The organism is Thauera linaloolentis 47Lol = DSM 12138 (genome assembly GCF_000310205.1).
GTDB lineage: Bacteria > Pseudomonadota > Gammaproteobacteria > Burkholderiales > Rhodocyclaceae > Thauera > Thauera linaloolentis.
On sequence record NZ_AMXE01000001.1, the window covers coordinates 64,234 to 84,330 of the forward strand.

At 67.0% G+C, this 20,097-nt stretch carries 22 protein-coding genes; 7 read left to right on the top strand and 15 right to left on the bottom strand.

What is annotated here, in order from left to right:
- Positions 1 to 13: 13 nt before the first annotated feature.
- Genes C666_RS00260 through C666_RS00270 form a run of 3 tightly spaced genes read left to right on the top strand, consistent with a single transcriptional unit; the run spans position 14 to position 2,943 of the window.
- Positions 14 to 1,171 (top strand): pyridoxal phosphate-dependent aminotransferase, encoded by a 1,158-nt coding sequence (locus tag C666_RS00260; RefSeq protein ID WP_004332324.1) that lies wholly within the window; start codon positions 14 to 16, stop codon positions 1,169 to 1,171.
- A 24-nt stretch (positions 1,172 to 1,195) separates the two neighbouring features.
- The gene (gene mtnA, locus C666_RS00265) at positions 1,196 to 2,263 is read left to right on the top strand and encodes an S-methyl-5-thioribose-1-phosphate isomerase (protein ID WP_004332325.1); all 1,068 of its coding nucleotides are present in this window, start codon (positions 1,196 to 1,198) and stop codon (positions 2,261 to 2,263) included.
- Positions 2,260 to 2,943 carry a class II aldolase/adducin family protein gene (locus tag C666_RS00270; RefSeq protein WP_004332326.1) on the top strand — a complete coding sequence of 228 codons (684 nt, stop codon included), beginning with the start codon at positions 2,260 to 2,262 and terminating at the stop codon, positions 2,941 to 2,943. Before mtnA ends, C666_RS00270 begins: the two co-directional genes overlap by 4 nt.
- Here C666_RS00270 and C666_RS00275 read toward each other — a convergent pair.
- Positions 2,940 to 3,800 carry an NAD(P)-dependent oxidoreductase gene (locus C666_RS00275; protein WP_004332327.1) on the bottom strand — a complete coding sequence of 287 codons (861 nt, stop codon included), beginning with the start codon at positions 3,798 to 3,800 and terminating at the stop codon, positions 2,940 to 2,942. The genes C666_RS00270 and C666_RS00275 overlap by 4 nt on opposite strands.
- A gap of 10 nt (positions 3,801 to 3,810) precedes the next feature.
- Positions 3,811 to 4,692: an NAD(P)-dependent oxidoreductase gene (locus C666_RS00280; protein ID WP_004332328.1), complete on the bottom strand. Its 882-nt coding sequence runs from the start codon at positions 4,690 to 4,692 to the stop codon at positions 3,811 to 3,813.
- Positions 4,693 to 4,778: 86 nt separating this feature from the next.
- Here C666_RS00280 and ybiB point away from each other — a divergent pair, with 86 nt between their 5' ends.
- On the top strand, positions 4,779 to 5,693 hold the full coding sequence (gene ybiB / locus C666_RS00285; RefSeq protein ID WP_004332329.1) for a DNA-binding protein YbiB: 915 nt from the start codon (positions 4,779 to 4,781) through the stop codon (positions 5,691 to 5,693).
- 17 nt (positions 5,694 to 5,710) lie between these two features.
- Here the strand turns inward: ybiB and C666_RS00290 are convergent, their stop codons facing one another.
- The gene (locus C666_RS00290) at positions 5,711 to 6,583 is read right to left on the bottom strand and encodes a pirin family protein (RefSeq protein WP_004332330.1); all 873 of its coding nucleotides are present in this window, start codon (positions 6,581 to 6,583) and stop codon (positions 5,711 to 5,713) included.
- Between the two features lie 78 nt (positions 6,584 to 6,661).
- Entirely contained in the window at positions 6,662 to 7,261 is a 600-nt protein-coding gene (locus C666_RS00295; protein ID WP_004332331.1) for an FMN-dependent NADH-azoreductase, read from the bottom strand.
- Between the two features lie 132 nt (positions 7,262 to 7,393).
- Between C666_RS00295 and C666_RS00300 the strand changes: the two genes are divergently transcribed.
- Together C666_RS00300 and C666_RS00305 are read left to right on the top strand one after the other, a co-directional pair.
- The gene (locus C666_RS00300) at positions 7,394 to 8,290 is read left to right on the top strand and encodes a LysR family transcriptional regulator (RefSeq protein ID WP_004332332.1); all 897 of its coding nucleotides are present in this window, start codon (positions 7,394 to 7,396) and stop codon (positions 8,288 to 8,290) included.
- A gap of 66 nt (positions 8,291 to 8,356) precedes the next feature.
- Positions 8,357 to 8,869: a disulfide bond formation protein B gene (locus C666_RS00305; protein ID WP_004332333.1), complete on the top strand. Its 513-nt coding sequence runs from the start codon at positions 8,357 to 8,359 to the stop codon at positions 8,867 to 8,869.
- A 36-nt stretch (positions 8,870 to 8,905) separates the two neighbouring features.
- Here the strand turns inward: C666_RS00305 and C666_RS00310 are convergent, their stop codons facing one another.
- From C666_RS00310 to C666_RS00335, 6 genes are all read right to left on the bottom strand, one after another.
- Positions 8,906 to 9,220 (bottom strand): hypothetical protein, encoded by a 315-nt coding sequence (locus C666_RS00310; protein WP_004332334.1) that lies wholly within the window; start codon positions 9,218 to 9,220, stop codon positions 8,906 to 8,908.
- Between the two features lie 113 nt (positions 9,221 to 9,333).
- Complete coding sequence (locus tag C666_RS00315) at positions 9,334 to 9,723, bottom strand: sirohydrochlorin chelatase (RefSeq protein WP_004332336.1); 390 nt, start codon at positions 9,721 to 9,723, stop codon at positions 9,334 to 9,336.
- 47 nt (positions 9,724 to 9,770) lie between these two features.
- Positions 9,771 to 10,625: a tRNA threonylcarbamoyladenosine dehydratase gene (locus C666_RS00320; RefSeq protein ID WP_004332338.1), complete on the bottom strand. Its 855-nt coding sequence runs from the start codon at positions 10,623 to 10,625 to the stop codon at positions 9,771 to 9,773.
- A gap of 24 nt (positions 10,626 to 10,649) precedes the next feature.
- Positions 10,650 to 11,615 carry an MBL fold metallo-hydrolase gene (locus C666_RS00325; protein ID WP_004332340.1) on the bottom strand — a complete coding sequence of 322 codons (966 nt, stop codon included), beginning with the start codon at positions 11,613 to 11,615 and terminating at the stop codon, positions 10,650 to 10,652.
- Between the two features lie 118 nt (positions 11,616 to 11,733).
- Positions 11,734 to 12,231: a single-stranded DNA-binding protein gene (gene ssb, locus C666_RS00330; RefSeq protein ID WP_004332342.1), complete on the bottom strand. Its 498-nt coding sequence runs from the start codon at positions 12,229 to 12,231 to the stop codon at positions 11,734 to 11,736.
- Positions 12,232 to 12,302: 71 nt separating this feature from the next.
- A complete protein-coding gene (locus C666_RS00335) occupies positions 12,303 to 13,508 on the bottom strand; it encodes an MFS transporter (RefSeq protein ID WP_004332344.1) in 1,206 nt (401 codons plus the stop codon).
- Between the two features lie 134 nt (positions 13,509 to 13,642).
- On the opposite strand from C666_RS00335, the gene uvrA reads away from it, so the two are divergent.
- On the top strand, positions 13,643 to 16,474 hold the full coding sequence (gene uvrA, locus C666_RS00340) for an excinuclease ABC subunit UvrA (protein WP_004332346.1): 2,832 nt from the start codon (positions 13,643 to 13,645) through the stop codon (positions 16,472 to 16,474).
- A gap of 43 nt (positions 16,475 to 16,517) precedes the next feature.
- Here uvrA and galE read toward each other — a convergent pair whose 3' ends face one another.
- The 5 genes from galE to rpsK all read right to left on the bottom strand — a co-directional run bounded on the left by galE (position 16,518) and on the right by rpsK (position 20,086).
- Entirely contained in the window at positions 16,518 to 17,537 is a 1,020-nt protein-coding gene (gene galE / locus C666_RS00345; RefSeq protein WP_004332348.1) for a UDP-glucose 4-epimerase GalE, read from the bottom strand.
- Between the two features lie 80 nt (positions 17,538 to 17,617).
- Positions 17,618 to 18,007 carry a 50S ribosomal protein L17 gene (rplQ, locus tag C666_RS00350; protein ID WP_004332350.1) on the bottom strand — a complete coding sequence of 130 codons (390 nt, stop codon included), beginning with the start codon at positions 18,005 to 18,007 and terminating at the stop codon, positions 17,618 to 17,620.
- A gap of 25 nt (positions 18,008 to 18,032) precedes the next feature.
- Positions 18,033 to 19,013: a DNA-directed RNA polymerase subunit alpha gene (locus C666_RS00355; protein ID WP_004332352.1), complete on the bottom strand. Its 981-nt coding sequence runs from the start codon at positions 19,011 to 19,013 to the stop codon at positions 18,033 to 18,035.
- 39 nt (positions 19,014 to 19,052) lie between these two features.
- Positions 19,053 to 19,682 carry a 30S ribosomal protein S4 gene (gene rpsD, locus C666_RS00360; RefSeq protein WP_004332353.1) on the bottom strand — a complete coding sequence of 210 codons (630 nt, stop codon included), beginning with the start codon at positions 19,680 to 19,682 and terminating at the stop codon, positions 19,053 to 19,055.
- Between the two features lie 14 nt (positions 19,683 to 19,696).
- Complete coding sequence (gene rpsK, locus C666_RS00365) at positions 19,697 to 20,086, bottom strand: 30S ribosomal protein S11 (protein ID WP_004332354.1); 390 nt, start codon at positions 20,084 to 20,086, stop codon at positions 19,697 to 19,699.
- Positions 20,087 to 20,097: the final 11 nt, after the last annotated feature.

The following is a 20,097-nucleotide window of genomic DNA, read 5'->3' on the forward strand; positions in this document are numbered from 1 at the left end:
ATCCACGCCAGCCATGCCGCACTTCCCCGCCCCCCTCTCCTCGCGCCTGCCCACGGTCGGCACCACGATCTTCACCGTCATGTCACGCCTGGCGCAGGAGTGCGGAGCGATCAATCTGTCGCAGGGCTTCCCGGACTTCAATGCCGAGGACGTCCTGTTCGAGCGCGCCGCCCACTGGATGCGTGCCGGCCACAACCAGTACGCACCGATGGCGGGCTGCCTGCCGCTGAGGGAACGCATCGCCGCCAAGCTCGATGCGCTGTACGGCGCGCACTACGACGTCGACACGGAAATCACCGTCACCGCCGGCGCCACCCAGGCGCTGTTCACCGCGGTGGCGGCCTGCGTGCATCCGGGCGACGAAGTGATCGTGTTCGAGCCGGTCTACGACGCCTATGTACCGGCCATCGAACTGGCCGGCGGCAAGGCCGTCCGGCTGCGGCTGGCAGCGCCCGGCTACCGCCCGGACTGGCGGGCGCTAGCCGCGGCGATCACCCCCCGCACGCGCATGATCATGATCAACACGCCGCACAATCCGACAGCGACCGTCTGGCACCGCGCCGACCTCGACCGCCTGGCGGCGCTCGTGCGCGATACCGGCATCATCATCGTCGCCGACGAAGTCTATGAGCACATCGTCTTCGACGGCGCCACACACGCCAGCTGCGCCGCCCACCCCGAACTGGCTGCCCGCAGCTTCATCGTGTCCAGCTTCGGCAAAACCTATCACATCACCGGCTGGAAGGTCGGCTACGTGGCTGCGCCGCGCGCGCTGATGGCGGAATTCCGCAAGGTCCATCAGTTCAACGTCTTCACCGTCAACACGCCGGTACAGCTGGCGCTCGCCGACTACCTGGCCGACACCTCGCGCCACGCCGAACTGGCCGCCTTCTACCAGGCCAAGCGTGACTTTTTCCGCGCCGGATTGGCCGGCTCGCGCTTCGAACTGCTGCCCTCGCACGGCACCTATTTCCAGCTCGCACGCTACGAAGCGATCTCAGACCTCGGCGATGCCGCGTTCTGCGAATATCTGACGCGTGACGCAGGCGTCGCCGCCATTCCCGTGTCGGCCTTCTTCGCCGACGGCCACGACGACAAGGTCGTGCGCTTCTGCTTCGCCAAGAACGAAGCCACGCTGGCCGCCGCCTGCGAAAAGCTCAATGCAATCTGAACGGGACACCCGGAAGTCATCCACATGTTCGAACAACCGACGCCCACGCTGCACCGCGACGGCGACGCGCTCCTCATCCTCGACCAGACGGCATTGCCGTTCCATACCCGTACCCTGCGCCTGGCCACACTCGCCGAGGCCGTGCACGCCATCCGCGCCATGCAGGTGCGCGGCGCGCCGCTGATTGGCGCCACGGCGGCCCACGGCATCGCCCTGGCGCTGCTGCGCGAAAGCGGCGACGCCGCGCTCGACCGGGCATTGCAGATGCTGGGCGCCACCCGGCCAACTGCAGTCAATCTGCACTGGGCGCTGGCGCGCATGGACAAGGCACTGCGCCCGCTGCCGCCTGCGGCCCGCGTGAACGCCGCCTGGGCCGAAGCGGAGGCAATCCGCGTCGACGACGCCGCGACCTGCGACGCGATCGGCCGCCACGGCCTGGCGCTCATCGAGGCCGTCGCCGCCCGCCGGCCCGGCCCGGTGCGCCTGATGACCCACTGCAACGCCGGCTGGCTGGCAACCTGCGGCGCCGGCACGGCGCTGGCGCCAGTCTATGCCGCGCAGGCGGCCGGCATCGCCGTGGAAGTGTTCGTCAGCGAAACCCGGCCGCGCAACCAGGGCCTGCTGACGGCCTGGGAGCTGGCTGCCGCCGGCGTGCCGCATGTGCTGATCGCCGACAACGCCGCCGGCCTGCTGCTGATGCGCGGCGAAGTCGACATGGTCATCACCGGCGCCGACCGCATCGCCGCCAACGGCGACACCGCGAACAAGGTCGGCACCTGGCTCAAGGCGCTCGCCGCGCAGGCCGCCGGCGTGCCTTTCTACATTGCTGCGCCGCACTCGACACTGGATTTCGCCTGCCCGGACGGGCCGTCCATCCCGATCGAAGACCGCGGCGCGGAAGAGATCTGCATGCTGCGCGGCATCGATGCCGCCGGCGCCATTGCCGAACTGCGCCAGGCCCCGCCCGGCACCCGCACCGCCAACCCCGCCTTCGACGTCACGCCGGCGACGCTGATCACCGGCATCATCACCGAACGCGGCGTGGTCGAGCCCGCCGCACTGGCCGGACGCTATCCCGAGGCCGCACGATGAACCCGAAGTCCGTCCACCCGCCGGCGCACCCCGCCGATCATCCCGAACTACGCATAGCGCTGCTCGGCACGATGCATGCGATGGGTGCGGCACGGCTGAACGTCGGCACCGCGGGCAATGCCAGCGTGCGCCTGCCCGCGGCGGCGGGCATGCTGATCACGCCCAGCGGGCTCGCCGCCGAACACTGCCGTCCGGAGGACATGGCCGTCGTCGCAGCCGACGGCGGCTGGCGCGGGCCGGCCGCGCCGTCGTCGGAATGGCAGTTGCACCGCGACATCTACTCCGCCTTTGCCGAAGCCGGCGCCGTCCTCCACGCCCATGCGCCCTTTGCCACTGCGCTCGCCTGCCAGCGCCTCGGCATTCCGCCTTTCCACTACATGATCGCGCGCTTCGGCGGCAGCACGGTGCCCTGTGCGCGCTACGCCACCTTCGGCAGCCAGGCCTTGTCGGACGCCGCGCTGGCAGCCTTGCAGGGCCGCAACGCCTGCCTGCTGGCCAACCACGGCATGGTGGTGTTCGGCCGCGACCTGGCCCATGCGCTGGCACTGGCGATCGAGCTCGAAACCCTCTGCGAACAGTACTGGCGTACGCTGCAGATCGGCACGCCAGTACTGCTGTCCGAACGAGAAATGGCAGAAGTCATCGAGCGCTTCCGCTGGTACGGCAAGCCCCGCACCTAGGATTCGAGCACCCGCAGCAGGCTCGAACTGTCCTCTCGCCCCCAGCCCGCCCCCATCAAGGCATTGAGCTGCTGCCAGACTTGGGCGGCGACCGGCAGCGGCGCGCCGAGCCTCGCGGCCTCGTCCATCAGGATGGCAAAATCCTTGTGATGCAGGCGCGCCTCCACTCCCGCGGTGAAATCGCGCTCGACCATCTTCGCCCCCATCACCTCCAGCACACGCGATCCGGCCGAACCGCCCATCAGCGCGGCCCGCACCGCCGCCGCGTCCACGCCATGCGCGTTGGCCAGGCGGAAGGCCTCGGCGCAGGCCTGGATCGCCGACACCATGATCATCTGGTTGCAGGCCTTGGCCACCTGCCCGGCACCGGGCGGACCGATATGCACGATGCGCTTGCCCATGGCTTCGAGCAGCGGGCGCACGCGGGCCAGCACCGGCGCCTCGGCACCGGCCATGATCGCCAGCGCCGCGTCGCGCGCGCCCTGGCCTCCGCCGGACACCGGCGCGTCGACGAAGCCGATGCCATGCGCGGCATGGCGCTCGGCCAGCGAACGGGCCATGGCCGGCGCGATCGTGCTCATGTCGACGTGGACCGCGCCGGGCGCGAAGCCCTCGGCCAGCCCCTGCTCGCCGAAAGCCAGCGCATCCACGTCCGCGCTGCCGGTGACGATGGTGATCACCACTTCGCTGCGCGCCGCCAGTTCGGCAGGCGTCGCGCACACGGGCACACCCTCGGCGGCCAGTGCCCCGGCCGATCCCGGACGGCGCGCCCACACGGCCAGATCATGGCCCGCCACGCGCAGGTGGCGGGCCATCGGCTCACCCATCACGCCCAACCCGATGAAACCGACTTTCATGGCTGCCTCCTCACGCATCCGGGCCACCGCTCATGTTCTCGAGCACCTTCAGCATCGCGACCGAATCATCCTCGCCCAGGCCGCTGCCGACCATGGCGTTGAACATTTGCGCGGTCGCCGCCGCCGACGGCAAGGCCAGGCCGAGGCGGTGCGCCTCCCCCATGACGATGCGCATGTCCTTGTGGTGCATCCAGGCCTTGAAGCCCGGCTTGAAGTTGCGCTCGAGCATGCGCTGGCCATGATTCTCGAGAATGCGCGAATAGGCGAATCCGCCGAGCAGGGCCTCGCGCACCCTGGCAGCATCGACGCCGCTCTTGCGCGCGAAGTTGAATGCCTCGGCCACCGCCGCCACGCCGACGCCGGTCAGGATCTGGTTGCAGGCCTTGGCCACCTGGCCCGCACCGCTGCCGCCGATGCGGGTGACGGATTTGCCCATGGCCCGGAACAAGGGCAGCACACGTTCGAAAGCAGCCGCATCGCCACCGGCCATGATGGTCAGCGTGGCAGCGACGGCCCCCGGCTCGCCGCCGGACACGGGGGCGTCGACCAACGTCACGCCGCATTCGGCCAGGCGGGCGGCGATCGCCTGCGCGGCAGCCGGTGCGATGGTGCTCATGTCGACATGGATGTGTCCGGCAGCCGCGCCCGCCGCCACGCCGTCGGCGCCGAGCGTGACCTGCTCGACGTCCGGCGCATCGGCGACCATGCTGATGGTGACCGCAGCGCGGCGCGCGACCTCCGCCGCACTGGCGCAGTCGCCGGCGCCGGCCGCCAGCAGCGGCTGCATTGATTCGCGCCTGCGGCTCCACACATGCACGGCGTGGCCGGCCGCGATCAGGTTCAATGCCATGGGACGACCCATGAGGCCGAGCCCGATGAATCCGACGTCCATCGTCTGTTGTCTCCTTGTGCGGGGCTTGCCTGTCGGCATGCGCGGCGGACTGGTGGGGCAATGCAAACATGCCCATAATCGCCGCCATGAACTACGGCCCAATCATCAAGGAAATCGGACGGGGCGCCAAGGGCGCGCGTTCTCTGGATAGCGCTGCCGCCGCCGGCCTGTTCGGCGACATGCTCGACGGCAAGGTGCCCGACATCGAGCTCGGCGCGATCCTGATCGCCTTCCGCATCAAGAGCGAATCGCTCGACGAACTCATCGGTTTCAAGCAGGCGATGGATGCGCGCACCGCGCAAGTGGCGGTGCCCGACGGCCCACGCTGCGTGGTGCTGCCCACCTACAACGGCGCGCGCCGCCAATCCAACCTGATGCCGCTGGTGGCGATGCTGCTGGCGCGCGAAGGCGTGCCGGTGCTGATCCAGGGACGGCACGATTTCGACACCCGCGTGAGCCCCTTCGAGCTGCTTGCCGCGCTCGGCCTGCAGCCTGCGGCGAGCGCCGGGGAAGCGGCACGGCAACTGGCCGCCGGCCGCCTGGGCTGCATCGGCGCCGACAAGCTGCTGCCCGGTCTCGATGCCCTGCTGTCGCTGCGCACGCGCATGGGCGTGCGCGCCAGCGGCCACATCGTCGCCAAGCTGCTCGACCCCTGTCGCGGGCGCAGCGTACGCGTGGTGGCGGTCACCCACCCCGAATACCTCGAACGCATGGACGCCTTCCTGCGTGCTGATACCGGCCGCGCCATGCTGTTGCGCGGCACCGAAGGCGAAATCTACGCCAACCCGCGGCGTTGCCCCGAGATGAAGGTATACATGGAAGGGCGGGCAGCGATCGGCGTGCCGGGTGAGGAAGGCGGCGCACCGCCGCTCGGCACCCTGCCGGATGCCCCGTCGGTGGCGGAAAACGCAGCGCAGATCCGCGCCATGCTGGCCGGCGAACGGCCGATTCCCGCCCCGATCACAGCCCAGGTGGCCGCACTGAAGGCGCTCGCAGGCTGAGTCGCGCGCCCTTCCGCTCAGGCGGCGGCGAGTGTGCCGGCACGATAGTCGGCCAGTGCCTGATAGATTTCCTGCTCGGTGTTCATCACGAAAGGCCCATATTGCGCAATCGGCTCGCCCAACGGTCGGCCGGCGATCAGCAGCGCACGCGTGTCCGGCCCGGCCTCGACGGCGACTCCGTCACGGTCCTCGCCGTTGGCGAGGATCGCCATGCGCCCGGCGGGCACCGTCGTGCCAGCCACCTTCAGTTCGCCGCGATAGACGTACAGGAAGGCGTTGTGCGCGGCGGGTAGCGGCTGGCCGAAGCCCGCCCCCGCCGGCAGGTGCAGGTCGAGATACAGCGGTGCGGTGGCCTCGCGTGTCACCGCACCGGTGACACCATGGCTCTCGCCCGCGATCACGGTCACGCGCGCGCCGGCCGCGGTGGAAAAGCGTGGCAGTTCGGCGCTCGCGAAGTCGCGATACCAGGGCGTGCACAGCTTGTCCCGCGCCGGCAGGTTGAGCCACAGCTGGAAACCCTCCATCACGCCTTCTTCCTGCTGCGGGATTTCGGAATGGATCACGCCGCTGCCGGCAGTCATCCACTGCACGCCGCCGTTCTCCAGCAGGCCCTGATGGCCGGCGCTGTCGCGATGCAGCATGCGCCCGGCAATCATGTAGGTGACGGTCTCGAAGCCCCGGTGCGGATGATCGGGAAAACCGGCGATGTAGTCGTCGGCCTTGTCGCTGCCAAAGGCATCGAGCATCAGAAAGGGGTCGAGCCGGCGCTGCAGCGGCTGGGTCAGCACACGGTTGAGCTTGACCCCCGCACCATCGGAGGTCGCCAGGCCGGCGACCAGGCGCTCGACACTGCGCGGACGGGAAACGGTTTCGGCGGAGCGGACGGACATGGCGGTACTCCTGAAAAATGCGCCGGAAATGCACGCGGGCGGGACGAGGCCGGGGCGGATCTCCCCTGCCCGCGGCGTTCAGCCGAGAACGGCCTCGATGTCGGCCTCGGCCTGGGCAAAGCCCTGCTGCACCGCCTCTTCACCCATGTTCAAGCCTTCGGCATAGACGAAACGGACGTCGGTGATGCCGACGAAGCCGAGCACGGCCTGGAGATAGGGGGTCTGCGTGTCGGCCGGCGTACCACGGTAGCGTCCACCGCGGGCGAAGGCAACGAGCGCCTTCTTGCCTTTCAGCAGGCCTTCGGGACCATTCTCGGTGTAGCGGAAAGTCACGCCGGCACGGGCGATGGCGTCGATCCAGTTCTTGAGCTGGGACGAAATGCCGAAGTTGTACATCGGCACGCCCAGCACGATGACGTCGGCGGCCTGCACTTCGGCGATCAGCGCGTCGCTCTGGGCGACACGGGCGGCCTGCTCCGGCGTGCGTTGCTCGACCGGCGTGAACAAGGCGCCCAGCGCAGCCTCATCGATCACCGGGGCGGGGTTGCGTGCCAGATCGCGCAGCACGACGCGGGCCTGGGGCTCGGCCGCCAGCAGGCGGGCGACGATGCCGTTGGCGACACGGGTGGAATTGGCGCCTTCGCTGCGGGCGCTGCCGTTGATCTGCAGAATGTTCATGAGTGCTCTCCGTGGATTTGGGGGATTGCTGGAATCTGTCGAAGCCGTGGTCTTGTTCGAAGACGGTGACGAGAGTCTAATCACGTCAGCTTTAATCATTAATCCAGCGAAACGCACAACATTGTCCCTGCCATGGAACAGTACGACCCCAACGATCTGTTGATCTTTGCCCGCGTGGCGGAAAGCGGAAGCTTCACCGCCGCGGCCGACCGGCTCGGCCTGCCGAAATCCACGGTTTCGCGGCGCATTTCGCAACTGGAAGACAAGCTGGGCGAGCGGCTGATGCTGCGCACCACGCGGCGCCTGACGCTGACCGAATTCGGCGAGGCCCTGCTGGAACATGCGCGCCAGGTGGTCAACGAGATCGAAGCGGTGAAAGCGCTGGCCGAGAGCCGCCAGGCCCGCCCCAGCGGCCGTTTGCGGGTATCGATGCCGAGCGACTTCGCCGGCCTGCTGCTGACCGACATGCTCTCGGCCTTCTCGGCGATGCATCCGGCCGTATCACTGGAGCTGGATCTGTCGCCGCGCCGCGTAGATCTGCTGGGCGAGAACTTCGACATCGCCATCCGCATCGGCGAACTGCCCGACGACGCCCTGCTCGCTGCGCGCCGCCTCGCGGTCTTCCCCAGCGGGCTCTATGCTTCGCCGGACTACCTCGCCGAACATGGCGAGCCCGACCGTCCCGAGGTGCTGAACACGCACCGCGCGCTGCGTCTGCTGGCACGTACCGGCGAGGCGGTGGGCTGGACGCTGATGCGGGGAGATGCCCGCTGGCAGGGCACACCGCCGGGAAGCATCACGGCGAACTCCCCCGAACTGCTGATCCAGTTCGCCCGCGGGGGCGCGGGCATCACCGCCGTGCCCGACTATTTCGCCGCGCCCTACGTGCGCCGCGGAGAATTGCGCCGTGTGCTGGCAGACTGGTGTTTGCCTTCGAACACGGCCTGGGCGGTATTCCCCGGGCGCAGGCTGATGCCGGCCAAGACACGGGCTTTTCTCGACATGCTGCAGGCGGCGCTGGGAACCTGAACCCGCCCGGCACGCTCCGAGGAAACATCACCTACAATGGGCGCCCGCCCAGGAATGCGAAACACGATGCCCCTGATCCAGACCTTGCAGCGCCTGCCGGCGCGCTTGCTTTACCTCGCCCTGTTCGCCACCGCCATGGGCCTGCTCGGCTTTGGCCTTTATCTGCAGCATGCGAAAGGCCTCGAACCCTGCCCGATGTGCGTCATGCAGCGCTACGCCTTCCTTGCCGTGGCGCTGATCGCCCTCGTTGGCGGGCTGCACGGCCCGGCGCGCACGGGCAGCCGGATCTACGCCGCGCTGATCGGCCTGGGCGCCCTTGCCGGTGCCGGCATCGCCGCGCGCCAGACCTGGATGCAGATCGACCCGCCCGCAATTCCCGAATGCGGGCCAGGGCTGGAGTTCATGCTGGAGAGTTTTCCACTGGGCGAGGCACTGCCGATGATCTTCCGCGGGGCGGGCGACTGCGCCGCCGTGGACTGGACTTTCCTCGGCCTGTCGATCGCCAACTGGTCTCTGATGAGCTTTGCCGCGACAGCCGTGTTCGCGCTGTGGATGCTCGTGCGCAGAGACGCACGCTAGACGAGGCGGCGGCGAGCCCGGAGATGGCAGCCCGGCCTAATCGACCACCCGCAGGATACGGCCGCCGATTTCGTACAGCCCATCGCCGAGCGCGTTGCAGCGCGTGACCTCGAGCTTGCCGAGAAGCGGCGGCCTGCCAGGCGTAGGGGAGCCTTGTGGCCCGAGCACCGCGACGTCGATGACTTCGTTGCGTTCCGGCACGTAGGCGGCATGCAAGGTCATCCCTCCGACCCCGATCTCGACGCAGACCGCATCGATGCGCTCACCGCTGCGCAGCGCGATGAAGGCGGGGCAGCCCAGTGGCAGCCGCCGGTCGAGGCGCCGGTCCTGGTAAGGTGGTATGTCCTTCATGTTCATGTCCGTGCGGCGGCGAATGAGGTTGCGCCGATTCTATCGCCCCTGCCCGTGCGGAGGCTTTTCGCGCGCGCGCCTGGCGTGCACAGGGTCACGCCAGGCCGGAGCGTTCAGCCCACGCAGGCGCGTGCATAGCCGGCCATCGCCGCGATCACCGTGTCAGCCTCGCCCGCAGCGACTGCAAGACTGATCTCACAGGCCGGATGCGCTGCGCGCGCTTCATCGAGCAGCGCCGGCAAGTCGCGCTTGAGATGCCCGTTCTGGGCGAGAAAGATCGGGACGACCGCGATGCGCCGTACGCCCGTAGCCGCCAATGCGGCGATTGCCTCCGGCAGCCTTGGCTGCATGAATTCGAGAAAGGCCAGTTCCACCCGGGGAGCGCCGGGCTGGGCGAGCATGCACGCCCGGATTCGGCGCATCGGGCCGGCCCATTCGGGGTCCCGCGCGCCATGGCCGAACAGGACGACCGCAGCGGAGTCTTGGGATGCGGCATCACTCATGCTTCAGCTCCAGTCGGGGACACAGTGATTCGGAACGGGCGAGGCGTTCAGCCCTGCAGGCGCTCCCGCCCTGCGCGCAACAGATGCTCCAGGGCGCGCGAGGCGCAGAACAGGCCGATGCTGGCGGTCATCGCCATGCTCGAACCATAGCCGGCGCAAGCCAGTCCCTGCAGCCCGTCCCGCCTGGCCGGCCCGCTTCCGCCCTCGTCTTCGCGGACATCACAGGCCGATGCCGGCGGATAGGACAAGGGCTCGATCGAGAATACCGCCTCGATGCCGAATTTCTTTTTCGGATCACGCGTAAAGCCATGCTCCTTGCGCAAGCGGGCGCGAACCTTGGACAGCAGCGGATCCTGCAGGGTACGGGCCAGATCGTCGATGCGGATGCGGGCGGGATCGAGCTTTCCGCCCGCCCCTCCCGCCATCACCAGCGGCATGCGCCGCGCCCGGCAGCACGCAGCGATCGCCACCTTGGCACGCACGTTGTCGATCGCGTCGACGACGACATCGAAGCCTTCCAGCAAGGTTTCGGCGTTCTCCGGAACCAGGAAGTCCTCGATCGTATCGACCTGGCAGTGCGGGCTGAAGGCAGCGACACGTTCGGCCATGGCCAGCACTTTCGCCTGGCCGAGGGTCGCATCGAGCGCATGGGCCTGGCGGTTGATGTTGGATTCCGCGACATGGTCGAGGTCGATCAGCGTCAGCCGGCCCACGCCGCTGCGCGCCAGCGCTTCGACGATCCACGAACCGACGCCGCCGATGCCGATCACGCAGGCATGGGAAACCGCCAGCGCGCGTGCCGCGCCGGCGCCGTAAAGACGATCGATGCCGCCGAAGCGGCGCGCGCTATCGACCTCCACGTGTGCTGCGCCGGCGGGTGCGCCGATACAGGAAACGGCCATCGGATCCACTCCGCCCTCGTCCCGTCAGGCAGGCTGTGGCTCGACCGCGCGCTGGCTGTCGAGCCAGACTCCCAGGCCCTGCGCGTTGAGTTCGAGGTCCATGCGCAGCAGTTCCAGCGTCTGCTCCTCGTCCAGCGCCCAGCCCTGGCGTCCCGCCTCTTCGCGGATCACCTGCTCGAGGCCGGCGAGGATCTCGACATGGCGCGCGACACCGTCGCCGCGAGCAGCCCGGGCCACGGCGACCATTGCGTCGATCAGGCGATGCAGGTCGGCGCCCAGCCGCGATACGTCGGTGACGCGGCTGTAATGGGTCAGATACATCGCCTGCGGCTGCATGGCGAGCATCCGATCGATCGATTCGTGCATCGCTTCGGGCTCGAACTGCGTCGGCGTCGTCGTCGGCAGCACGAAGACGCGGCCATCGACATCGAGTTCGCGGTACGACAGGCCGAAAGTGTCGCCGGTGAAAAAGACGCGGGCGCGGTCGTCCCAGATACAGATGTGGTGACGCGCATGCCCGGGCGTATCGAACAGGCGGAACAGGCGCTTGCCAAGGCGCACCTCGAGCCCTTCGGTGGCGGGCACGATGCGTTCGGGCGGAACCGGCACGAGCCGCCCGTAAAGTTCATAGGCGCGCTCGGCGCCATAGACGGCCGAGGTTCCCTCCCACAGCCTGCCTGGATCGATCATGTGCCGCAGGCCGCGCGGATGCACCAGCAGCTTCGCCTGCGGCAGCGCGCACATCAGGCTGCCCGCTCCACCGGCGTGATCGAGGTGAATGTGGGTCAGCATGACCCACTCCACGTTTTCGGGCGCGATACCCAGTACTGCCAGGGCGCTCAACACCCGGGGCACGGAGTTGTTGCTGCCGGTATCGATGATCGCGGCGCGCCCTTCATCGACGACGATATGGATCGCCGCCAGCAGCGGCCGGCCATAGCCGGACTCCAGGGCGTGAATGCCGTCCGGGTAGCTGATGAGCTCGTTCATGGAAATCCCCTCCTCTCGTTGCTGCTCCGGGTTCGAACGCCCGAATGCAATATTAGCGGTGATCCACGCCCGCAGCCGGGGCGCAGGTCACGCTGTACGAAGCCGTTACATCTATCTTTCAGAACGGGATGTCGTCGTCGAAATCGCCGAAGCCGGACGAGGACGATGCGGGCGGCTGCGACTGGGGGCGCGGCGCGGCGGCGGCCGGTGCCTGACGCGGCGCGGAAGCCGGAGCGTCGAAACCGCTGTCGGACGGGCGCATCGGCGTGTCGCCACCGCCCTCGCGGCGGCCGAGCATTTTCATCTCGTCGCCGCGGATCTCGGTGGTATAGCGGTCCTGGCCATTCTGGTCCTGCCACTTGCGCGTCTGCAGACGGCCTTCGACGTAGATCTGGCTACCCTTGCGCAGGTACTGGGCGGCAACCTCGGCGACGCGGCCGAAGAACACGACCCGGTGCCATTCCGTGGCTTCCCGGCGCTCGCCGCTAGTCTTGTCCTTCCAGGTCTCGGTCGTCGCCAGCGTCAGGTTGCAGATCGCGTCGCCGCTCGGCGCATATCGCGTCTCGGGATCCCTGCCGAGGTTGCCGATGAGGATCACTTTGTTCAGGGATGCCATCCCGTTCTCCTTTTAGATCGAATGAAGTCGCCGGATGGGGTCGCCATCGGGGGTGGATGCCGCGCAGTGGTTCATGCCTTCTCAGGCGCCGGCACCGCACGTACCGGAGGAGGGTTCACGCCGGACGACACGAGCAGCCAGGCAAGCGCCAGTGCGCCGCATACCAGGCTGACCGCGCCGGGCCCGAAACGCTGTCCGAGCCAGCCGCCGAGCAGGCCGCCGAGAAACAGCCCGAGCGACTGCAAGGTGTTGTAGACGCCGAGCGCCGTGCCCTTGGCGTATGCCGGAGCGATGCGCGAGATCCACGACGGCTGGGTGGCTTCGAGCACGTTGAAGGCCACGAAGAACATGGTCAGCAGCAAGGCCAGCGGAATCAGGCCTTCGCCGAACAGCCACAGGCCGAACTGCACCACGGCCAGCAGGCATACCGCGGCGTTGAACACCGGCTTCATCAGGTTTCGGCGCTCGGCGACGATCACGGCGGGCACCATGACGACGAAGGACAACAACACCGCGGGCAGGTAGACCTTCCAGTGCTCCGGCATCGGCAGGCCGCCGGCGACCAGTCCCGCCGGGACCATGACCCACATCGTGGTCTGGATGAGATGCAGCGCGAACACGCCGAAGTTCAGCCTCATGAGCTGGCCATCGCGCAGCACGTCGATGAAACGGCCGCCATTGGCGCGCGGCACCGGCGGCGCCTCCGGCACCACCCACAGCACGACGCCGATGGCCGCACAGGCCAGCGCCGCGGTCAGCCAGAAGATGCCCGCCATGCCGATGGCCGCATAGAGTAAGGGCGCCGCCACCATCGACAGCGCGAATACCAGCCCGATCGACGAGCCAATCATGGCCATGACCTTGGTGCGATGCTGGTCCCGGGTCAGATCGGCGGCCAGGGCGGTAACCGCGGCGGAGATCGCCCCCGCGCCCTGCAGTACGCGGCCGGCGATGACCCAGTGGATGCCGTCCGCGAGCGCGGCGACCACACTGCCGACGACGAACAGCACCAAGCCGAAGACGATCACAGGCTTGCGCCCGAAACGGTCGGATGCGGCACCGTAGGCAATCTGCAGGCAGGCCTGGGTCAGCCCGTAGGCGCCGATCGCCAGCCCGACCAGGGTCAGGTTGTCGCCGCCGGGGATGCCCTCCGCGTGGACCGCGAACACAGGCAGGATCAGGAACAGACCAAGCATGCGCAAAGCAAAGATTGCCGCCAGGCTCATGCCTGCGCGGCGTTCGGCGGGGGTCATCGGATCGCGCGACGTGACGGACATGCGTAAGGGCCGCTTGAGGCCGGCTGCGGTAAAGCGGTGAATTCTAACATTGCCACCCCTGCCCTGACGTTTACGTTGGCCCGTGCCGGCGTTCTCTCTTATAGTTTCAGGTTCCCTACCGCCAGCCAGCCGCCATGGACGAAATCCGCATCCGCGGTGCCAGAACCCACAATCTGAAGAACATCAACATCGACCTGCCGCGCAACCGGCTGACGGTGATCACCGGCCTGTCGGGCTCGGGCAAATCTTCGCTGGCGTTCGACACGCTCTACGCCGAAGGGCAGCGCCGCTACGTGGAGTCGCTGTCGGCCTACGCCCGCCAGTTCCTGCAACTGATGGAGAAGCCCGACGTGGACCTGATCGAGGGCCTGTCTCCGGCGATCTCGATCGAGCAGAAGGCGACCAGCCACAATCCGCGCTCGACCGTGGGCACAGCGACCGAGATCCACGACTACCTGCGCCTGCTGTACGCCCGCGCCGGAACCCCCCACTGCCCCGATCACCCCGAACATGCGCTCGAAGCACAGAGCGTGGCGCAGATGGTGGATCACGTCCTGGCGCTGCCCGCGGAAACACGCCTGATGATCCTGGCCCCGGTGGTGACGGGACGCAAAGGAGAGCAGGCCGACCTTTTCGCCGATCTGCGCGCCCAGGGGTTCGTGCGCGTCCGCGTCGATGGGGAAGTGATGGAGCTCGATGCCATGCCGCCGCTCGAAAAGGGCCGACGGCACGACGTCGAGGTCGTCATCGATCGCCTGAAGGTGCGCGACGACCTGCGGGGCCGCCTGGCCGAGTCCTTCGAGACCGCGCTGACCCATGCCGACGGACGCGCGATCGCGGTCGAGATGGATAGCGGCCAACAGCATCTGTTCTCCGCCCGCTTCGCCTGCCCGGTGTGCAGCTTCGCACTGGCGGAACTCGAACCACGGCTGTTCTCGTTCAACAACCCCGCCGGCGCCTGTCCGAAATGCGATGGCCTCGGCCAGGTGGACTTCTTCGACCCCGCACGCGTTGCAGCCCATCCGGAACTGTCGCTGGCCGCCGGGGCGATCCGCGGCTGGGACCGCCGCAACCAGTTCTATTTCCAGATGCTGGCAAGCCTTGCCGCGCATTACGGCTTCGATGTCGAGGCGCCATACGAGACCCTTCCGGAACACGTGCGCGAAATCGTCCTGCACGGCTCCGGCAAGGAGAAGCTCGCTTTTCGCTACATGGCCGACAACGGCCGCATGGTGATCAAGGAGCACCCTTTCGAAGGCATCATTCCCAACCTCGAACGGCGCTTCAGGGAAACCGACTCGCTCGCCGTGCGCGAGGAACTGGCAAAGTACCGCGCCACCCAGCCCTGCCCGAGCTGCAAGGGAAGCCGCCTGCGCAGCGAGGCTCGCCACGTCCTCATCGGCGGACGCGCACTGCACGAGATCGGCCATCTGCCGCTAGGCGAGTGCCGCGCCTTCTTCGCCGGGCTCAACCTCGGCGGCGCCCGCGGCCAGGTGGCGGACAAGATCGTCAAGGAAATCGCCGACCGCCTGAGCTTCCTGATCAATGTCGGCCTCGACTATCTGTCGCTGGATCGCTCGGCCGACACGCTGTCCGGCGGCGAAGCGCAGCGGATCCGCCTGGCAAGCCAGATCGGCTCGGGCCTGACCGGCGTGCTGTACGTCCTCGACGAGCCCTCGATCGGCCTGCACCAACGCGACAACGACCGGCTGCTAGCCACGCTCGGCAAGCTGCGCGACCTCGGCAATACCGTGATCGTCGTCGAACATGACGAAGACGCGATCCGCAGCGCGGACTACCTGGTGGATATGGGGCCCGGAGCCGGAGAGCATGGCGGCCACATCGTCGCCCACGGCACGCCGCCCGAAGTCATCGCCAACCCGGCCTCCGTCACCGGCGACTACCTCTCCGGCCGGCGCTCGATCGCCGTCCCGGCATGCCGTACCGCAGCGGACGAAACCCGCATGCTGCGCATCGTCGGCGCCAGCGGCAACAATCTGAAGAACGTCACCGTCGCACTGCCCGTGGGTCTCCTGACCTGCGTGACCGGCGTCTCCGGCTCGGGCAAGTCGACCCTGATCAACGACACGCTTGCCTCCGCGGCATCGCGCCAGCTCTACAAGTCGGCCGCAGAACCCGCGCCGCACGAAGCGATAGAAGGCCTCGATGCATTCGACAAGATCATCAGCGTAGACCAGTCCCCGATCGGACGCACACCGCGCTCGAACCCTGCGACCTATACCGGCATGCTGACGCCGATCCGCGAGCTGTTCGCCGGCGTTCCCGAAGCGCGCGCGCGCGGCTACGGGCCCGGCCGCTTCTCGTTCAACGTACGCGGCGGGCGCTGCGAGGCCTGCCAGGGCGACGGCCTGATCAAGGTCGAGATGCACTTCCTGCCCGACATGTACGTTCCCTGCGACGTCTGCCACGGCAAGCGCTACAACCGGGAAACACTGGAAATCCGCTACAAGGGGCGCAGCATCCAGGAAGTGCTGGAAATGACGGTCGAGCAGGCGCTGGTTTTTTTTACGCCAGTCCCCACCGTCGCGCGCAAGCTCGAAACACTGATGGATGTCGGCTTGGGCTATATCCGCCTCGGCCAGAGCGCGACGACGCTCTCCGGCGGCGAGGCGCAACGCGTGAAGCTGGCCCTGGAACTGTCGAAGCGGGATACCGGCCGCACGCTCTACATCCTCGACGAGCCCACCACCGGCCTGCACTTCCAGGACATCGAACTACTGCTGAAAGTACTGCACCGCCTGCGCGACCAGGGCAACACGATCATCGTCATCGAGCACAACCTCGATGTCATCAAGACTGCGGACTGGATCGTGGACATGGGGCCGGAAGGGGGCGCGGGCGGCGGCATGCTGGTGGCCTGCGGCAGCCCGGAGTCCGTCGCCGCAAGCCCTGTCAGCCACACCGGCCGCTATCTGCTCAAGGCGCTCGCTGCAGGCGCAAGATGAGGCGAGCGCACCACCGGAACAGCCTGGCTGGCTGCCCTGCCTGTCAGTTCCGGTAGCCCCGCGGGTTGGCGCTCTGCCAACGCCAGGCATCCTCGCACATCGTCGCGAGACCGCGTTCTGCCCGCCAGCCCAGCAGTTCCGCCGCCCGCGCGGGATCTGCCCAGCACGCCGCGACATCCCCCGACCGGCGCTCCACGATATCGAACGGCACCGGCCGCCCCGAGGCCTGCTCGAAGGCGCGCACCATTTCGAGGACGCTGTAGCCCCGCCCTGTTCCGAGATTGAGCGTGGTCACCCCGGACAACGCCCCCATCCGCTCCAGCGCCTTCAGATGCCCCAGGGCGAGGTCGACGACGTGAATATAGTCTCGCACGCCGGTGCCATCGGGCGTCGGATAGTCGCCGCCAAAGACTTTCAGACGCGAAAGCCGGCCTACCGCAACCTGGCTGACGTAAGGCATGAGGTTGTTGGGAAGCCCGTCCGGATCTTCTCCAATCCGCCCGCTCGAATGGGCGCCAACGGGATTGAAATAACGCAGCAGCACCACGTTCCAACGCTCATCCGACGCTGCCAGGTCGCGCAGTATCTGCTCCCCCATCAGCTTGGTCCAGCCATAGGGATTCGTCGCTGTGGTCGGAAAGCTCTCGTCGATCGGAACCCGCGCGGGATCGCCGTAGACGGTCGCCGAGGAACTGAACACGATCCGCCGGCAAGCCGCAGCATCCATCGCCTGGAGCAGGCGCATCAAGCCCTGGAGATTATTGTCATAGTAGGCAAGCGGTTGCGCGACGGACTCTCCGACCGCCTTTTTCGCCGCAAAGTGGATGACGGACTCCACCGGATAGGTGCCGAACACCGTCTCCAGCAGCGACGCATCCCGCACATCTCCCTGCACGAAGGCCCGCAACGGACGCCCAGCCAGCTCCTCGATCCGCCGCACCGCTTCCGGCGACGCATTCGACAAGTCGTCCAGGATGACGACATCGTGCCCCGCACCCAGCAGTTCGACGCAGGTATGCGAACCGATGTAGCCCGCTCCGCCCGTCACCAAGGTCACTCCCATGAGTCCGCTCTCCTCGTGTCATCAACATGGACGAAAAAAAACCGGGCATTTGCCCGGCTTTTTTCACTAGGCGGCCACGATCAAGCCGCTTCGCCTTCCACCGCATCACCTTCCGGACGGTCGAGCAATTCGACGAACGCCATCGGCGCGTTGTCGCCATCGCGGAAGCCGCATTTCAGGATACGCAGATAGCCGCCGTTGCGGGTAGCATAGCGCGGCCCCAGCTCGTCGAACAGCTTGACGACAATGTCGCGGTCGCGCAAGCGATTGAAAGCCAGACGGCGGTTAGACAGGCTGGGCTTCTTGCCCAGGGTGATCATCGGCTCAACGACGCGGCGCAGTTCCTTTGCCTTCGGCAGAGTCGTCTTGATCACTTCGTGGCGCAGCAGCGAATTGGCCATGTTGCGGAACATCGCCTGGCGGTGGCTGCTGGTACGATTCAACTTGCGAAGACCATTGCGGTGACGCATTTCAATTCCTCACTTACCCGGCGTCTCAACCGAGCTTTTCAAGCCCGGCCGGTGGCCAGTTTTCCAGTTTCATGCCAAGGGTCAGGCCGCGGGAGGCCAACACTTCCTTGATTTCGTTCAGCGACTTGCGGCCCAGGTTCGGGGTCTTCAGCAGCTCGGTTTCGGTCCGCTGGATCAGGTCGCCGATGTAGTAGATGTTCTCGGCCTTCAGGCAGTTGGCCGAGCGCACGGTCAGCTCGAGGTCATCGACCGGGCGCAGCAGCACCGGATCGATCGTCATCTGCTTCTCGATCGGGGCCGAAACCGGCGTACCTTCGAGTTCCGCGAACACCGACAGCTGATCCATCAGCACACGTGCTGCGTAGCGAATCGCCTGTTCAGGATCGACCGCGCCGTTGGTCTCGATATCGACCACCAGACGGTCCAGGTCGGTACGCTGTTCGACACGAGCGCTCTCGACCAGGTAGCTGACGCGGCGCACCGGCCCGAACGACGCATCCAAAACGATGCGGCCGATCGTCTTGCTCTCGGCGTTTACCGGACGGACGTTGCCGGGCACATAGCCACGGCCTTCCTCGACCTTGATCTGCATGTCGATCTTGCCGCCGGGCGCAATGTGCGCGATGACGTGATCGGGATTGATGATCTCGACGTCGTGGCCGACTTCGATATCCGCAGCCCTGACGACACCCTCACCCGATTTCGCCAGACGGAGCGTGACCTCGCTGCGATTATGCAGCTTGAACACGACGCCTTTGAGGTTGAGCAGAAGATCGACGATATCCTCGCGCACACCATCAAGCGTGGAGTATTCGTGCAGAACTCCTTCGATCGCCACTTCGGTCGCGGCGTGACCAGGCAGTGACGACAGGAGGATGCGCCGCAGCGCATTCCCCAGCGTATGGCCAAAGCCGCGCTCGAACGGCTCCATCGTCACTCTCGCCTGAACCGGCGAGCTGCTCTGGACGTCGATGATGCGCGGTTTCAGCAGTGCATTGCTTTGCATCAGCATTCCCTCGGAACTAGAAGAGGACCTACCCCCCGATTAGCGGGAGTACAGTTCCACCACCAGGCCTTCATTGATCGTGGGGGGCAGTTCGGCACGTACCGGATAAGCCTTGAACACACCCTTGCCGGCTTTTGCGTCCACTTCCAGCCACTCGGGGAAACCGCGCGACGAAGCGGCATCCAGCGCGGCCTTGACGCGAAGGTGGGCACGGGCACGCTCGGAAAGCTCCACCACGTCGCCCGGGCGCACGACATACGACGGGATATTCACACGCTTGCCGTTGACCAGCACGCCATTGTGGCGCACGACCTGGCGCGCTTCGGCGCGCGAACCACCAAAGCCCATGCGATACGCGACGGAGTCCAGACGACCCTCGAGCAGTTGCAGGAGGTTTTCGCCAGTCTGACCGCGGCGGCGATCCGCTTCGGCGTAGACCTTGCGGAACTGACGTTCCAGTACGCCGTAGAGGCGACGGATCTTCTGCTTTTCACGCAGCTGCACGCCATAACCCGACAGACGCTGACCAGAGCGCTGGCCGTGCTGGCCAGGCGCATAAGCGCGGCGCTCGATGGCGCACTTGTCGGTAAAACACTTTTCAGCCTTCAGAAACAGCTTTTCGCCTTCGCGACGGCACTGACGGCACTTGGGATCGAGATTACGAGCCACTTATCAACTCCTTGTCAGATACGGCGCTTTTTCGGCGGACGGCAGCCGTTGTGCGGGATGGGGGTGATGTCCGTGATGCTGGAAATCTTGATCCCCAGCGCGTTCAGCGCGCGAACGGAAGACTCGCGCCCCGGGCCAGGCCCTTTGATGCGCACTTCCAGATTCTTGATGCCGCACTCTTGTGCGACCTTGCCGGCAGCCTCGGCGGCAACCTGCGCAGCGAACGGCGTGCTCTTGCGCGAGCCCTTGAAGCCTGCGCCACCCGAGGTCGCCCACGACAGCGCATTACCCTGACGGTCGGTGATGGTGATGATCGTATTGTTGAAGCTCGCGTGAATGTGGGCGATACCCTCGGCCACATTCTTCTTGACCTTCTTACGAACCTTCGTTCCAGTCTTAGCCATTATCGGTTCCT

Excerpts from the sequence above, each read along its gene's own strand:
- C666_RS00260 (WP_004332324.1), top strand. The coding sequence starts at position 14 with ATGCCGCACTTCCCCGCCCCCCTCTCCTCGCGCCTGCCCACGGTCGGC.
- mtnA (WP_004332325.1), top strand. The coding sequence starts at position 1,196 with ATGTTCGAACAACCGACGCCCACGCTGCACCGCGACGGCGACGCGCTC.
- C666_RS00270 (WP_004332326.1), top strand. The coding sequence starts at position 2,260 with ATGAACCCGAAGTCCGTCCACCCGCCGGCGCACCCCGCCGATCATCCC.
- C666_RS00275 (WP_004332327.1), bottom strand. The coding sequence starts at position 3,800 with ATGAAAGTCGGTTTCATCGGGTTGGGCGTGATGGGTGAGCCGATGGCC.
- C666_RS00280 (WP_004332328.1), bottom strand. The coding sequence starts at position 4,692 with ATGGACGTCGGATTCATCGGGCTCGGCCTCATGGGTCGTCCCATGGCA.
- ybiB (WP_004332329.1), top strand. The coding sequence starts at position 4,779 with ATGAACTACGGCCCAATCATCAAGGAAATCGGACGGGGCGCCAAGGGC.
- C666_RS00290 (WP_004332330.1), bottom strand. The coding sequence starts at position 6,583 with ATGTCCGTCCGCTCCGCCGAAACCGTTTCCCGTCCGCGCAGTGTCGAG.
- C666_RS00295 (WP_004332331.1), bottom strand. The coding sequence starts at position 7,261 with ATGAACATTCTGCAGATCAACGGCAGCGCCCGCAGCGAAGGCGCCAAT.
- C666_RS00300 (WP_004332332.1), top strand. The coding sequence starts at position 7,394 with ATGGAACAGTACGACCCCAACGATCTGTTGATCTTTGCCCGCGTGGCG.
- C666_RS00305 (WP_004332333.1), top strand. The coding sequence starts at position 8,357 with ATGCCCCTGATCCAGACCTTGCAGCGCCTGCCGGCGCGCTTGCTTTAC.
- C666_RS00310 (WP_004332334.1), bottom strand. The coding sequence starts at position 9,220 with ATGAAGGACATACCACCTTACCAGGACCGGCGCCTCGACCGGCGGCTG.
- C666_RS00315 (WP_004332336.1), bottom strand. The coding sequence starts at position 9,723 with ATGAGTGATGCCGCATCCCAAGACTCCGCTGCGGTCGTCCTGTTCGGC.
- C666_RS00320 (WP_004332338.1), bottom strand. The coding sequence starts at position 10,625 with ATGGCCGTTTCCTGTATCGGCGCACCCGCCGGCGCAGCACACGTGGAG.
- C666_RS00325 (WP_004332340.1), bottom strand. The coding sequence starts at position 11,615 with ATGAACGAGCTCATCAGCTACCCGGACGGCATTCACGCCCTGGAGTCC.
- ssb (WP_004332342.1), bottom strand. The coding sequence starts at position 12,231 with ATGGCATCCCTGAACAAAGTGATCCTCATCGGCAACCTCGGCAGGGAT.
- C666_RS00335 (WP_004332344.1), bottom strand. The coding sequence starts at position 13,508 with ATGTCCGTCACGTCGCGCGATCCGATGACCCCCGCCGAACGCCGCGCA.
- uvrA (WP_004332346.1), top strand. The coding sequence starts at position 13,643 with ATGGACGAAATCCGCATCCGCGGTGCCAGAACCCACAATCTGAAGAAC.
- galE (WP_004332348.1), bottom strand. The coding sequence starts at position 17,537 with ATGGGAGTGACCTTGGTGACGGGCGGAGCGGGCTACATCGGTTCGCAT.
- rplQ (WP_004332350.1), bottom strand. The coding sequence starts at position 18,007 with ATGCGTCACCGCAATGGTCTTCGCAAGTTGAATCGTACCAGCAGCCAC.
- C666_RS00355 (WP_004332352.1), bottom strand. The coding sequence starts at position 19,013 with ATGCAAAGCAATGCACTGCTGAAACCGCGCATCATCGACGTCCAGAGC.
- rpsK (WP_004332354.1), bottom strand. The coding sequence starts at position 20,086 with ATGGCTAAGACTGGAACGAAGGTTCGTAAGAAGGTCAAGAAGAATGTG.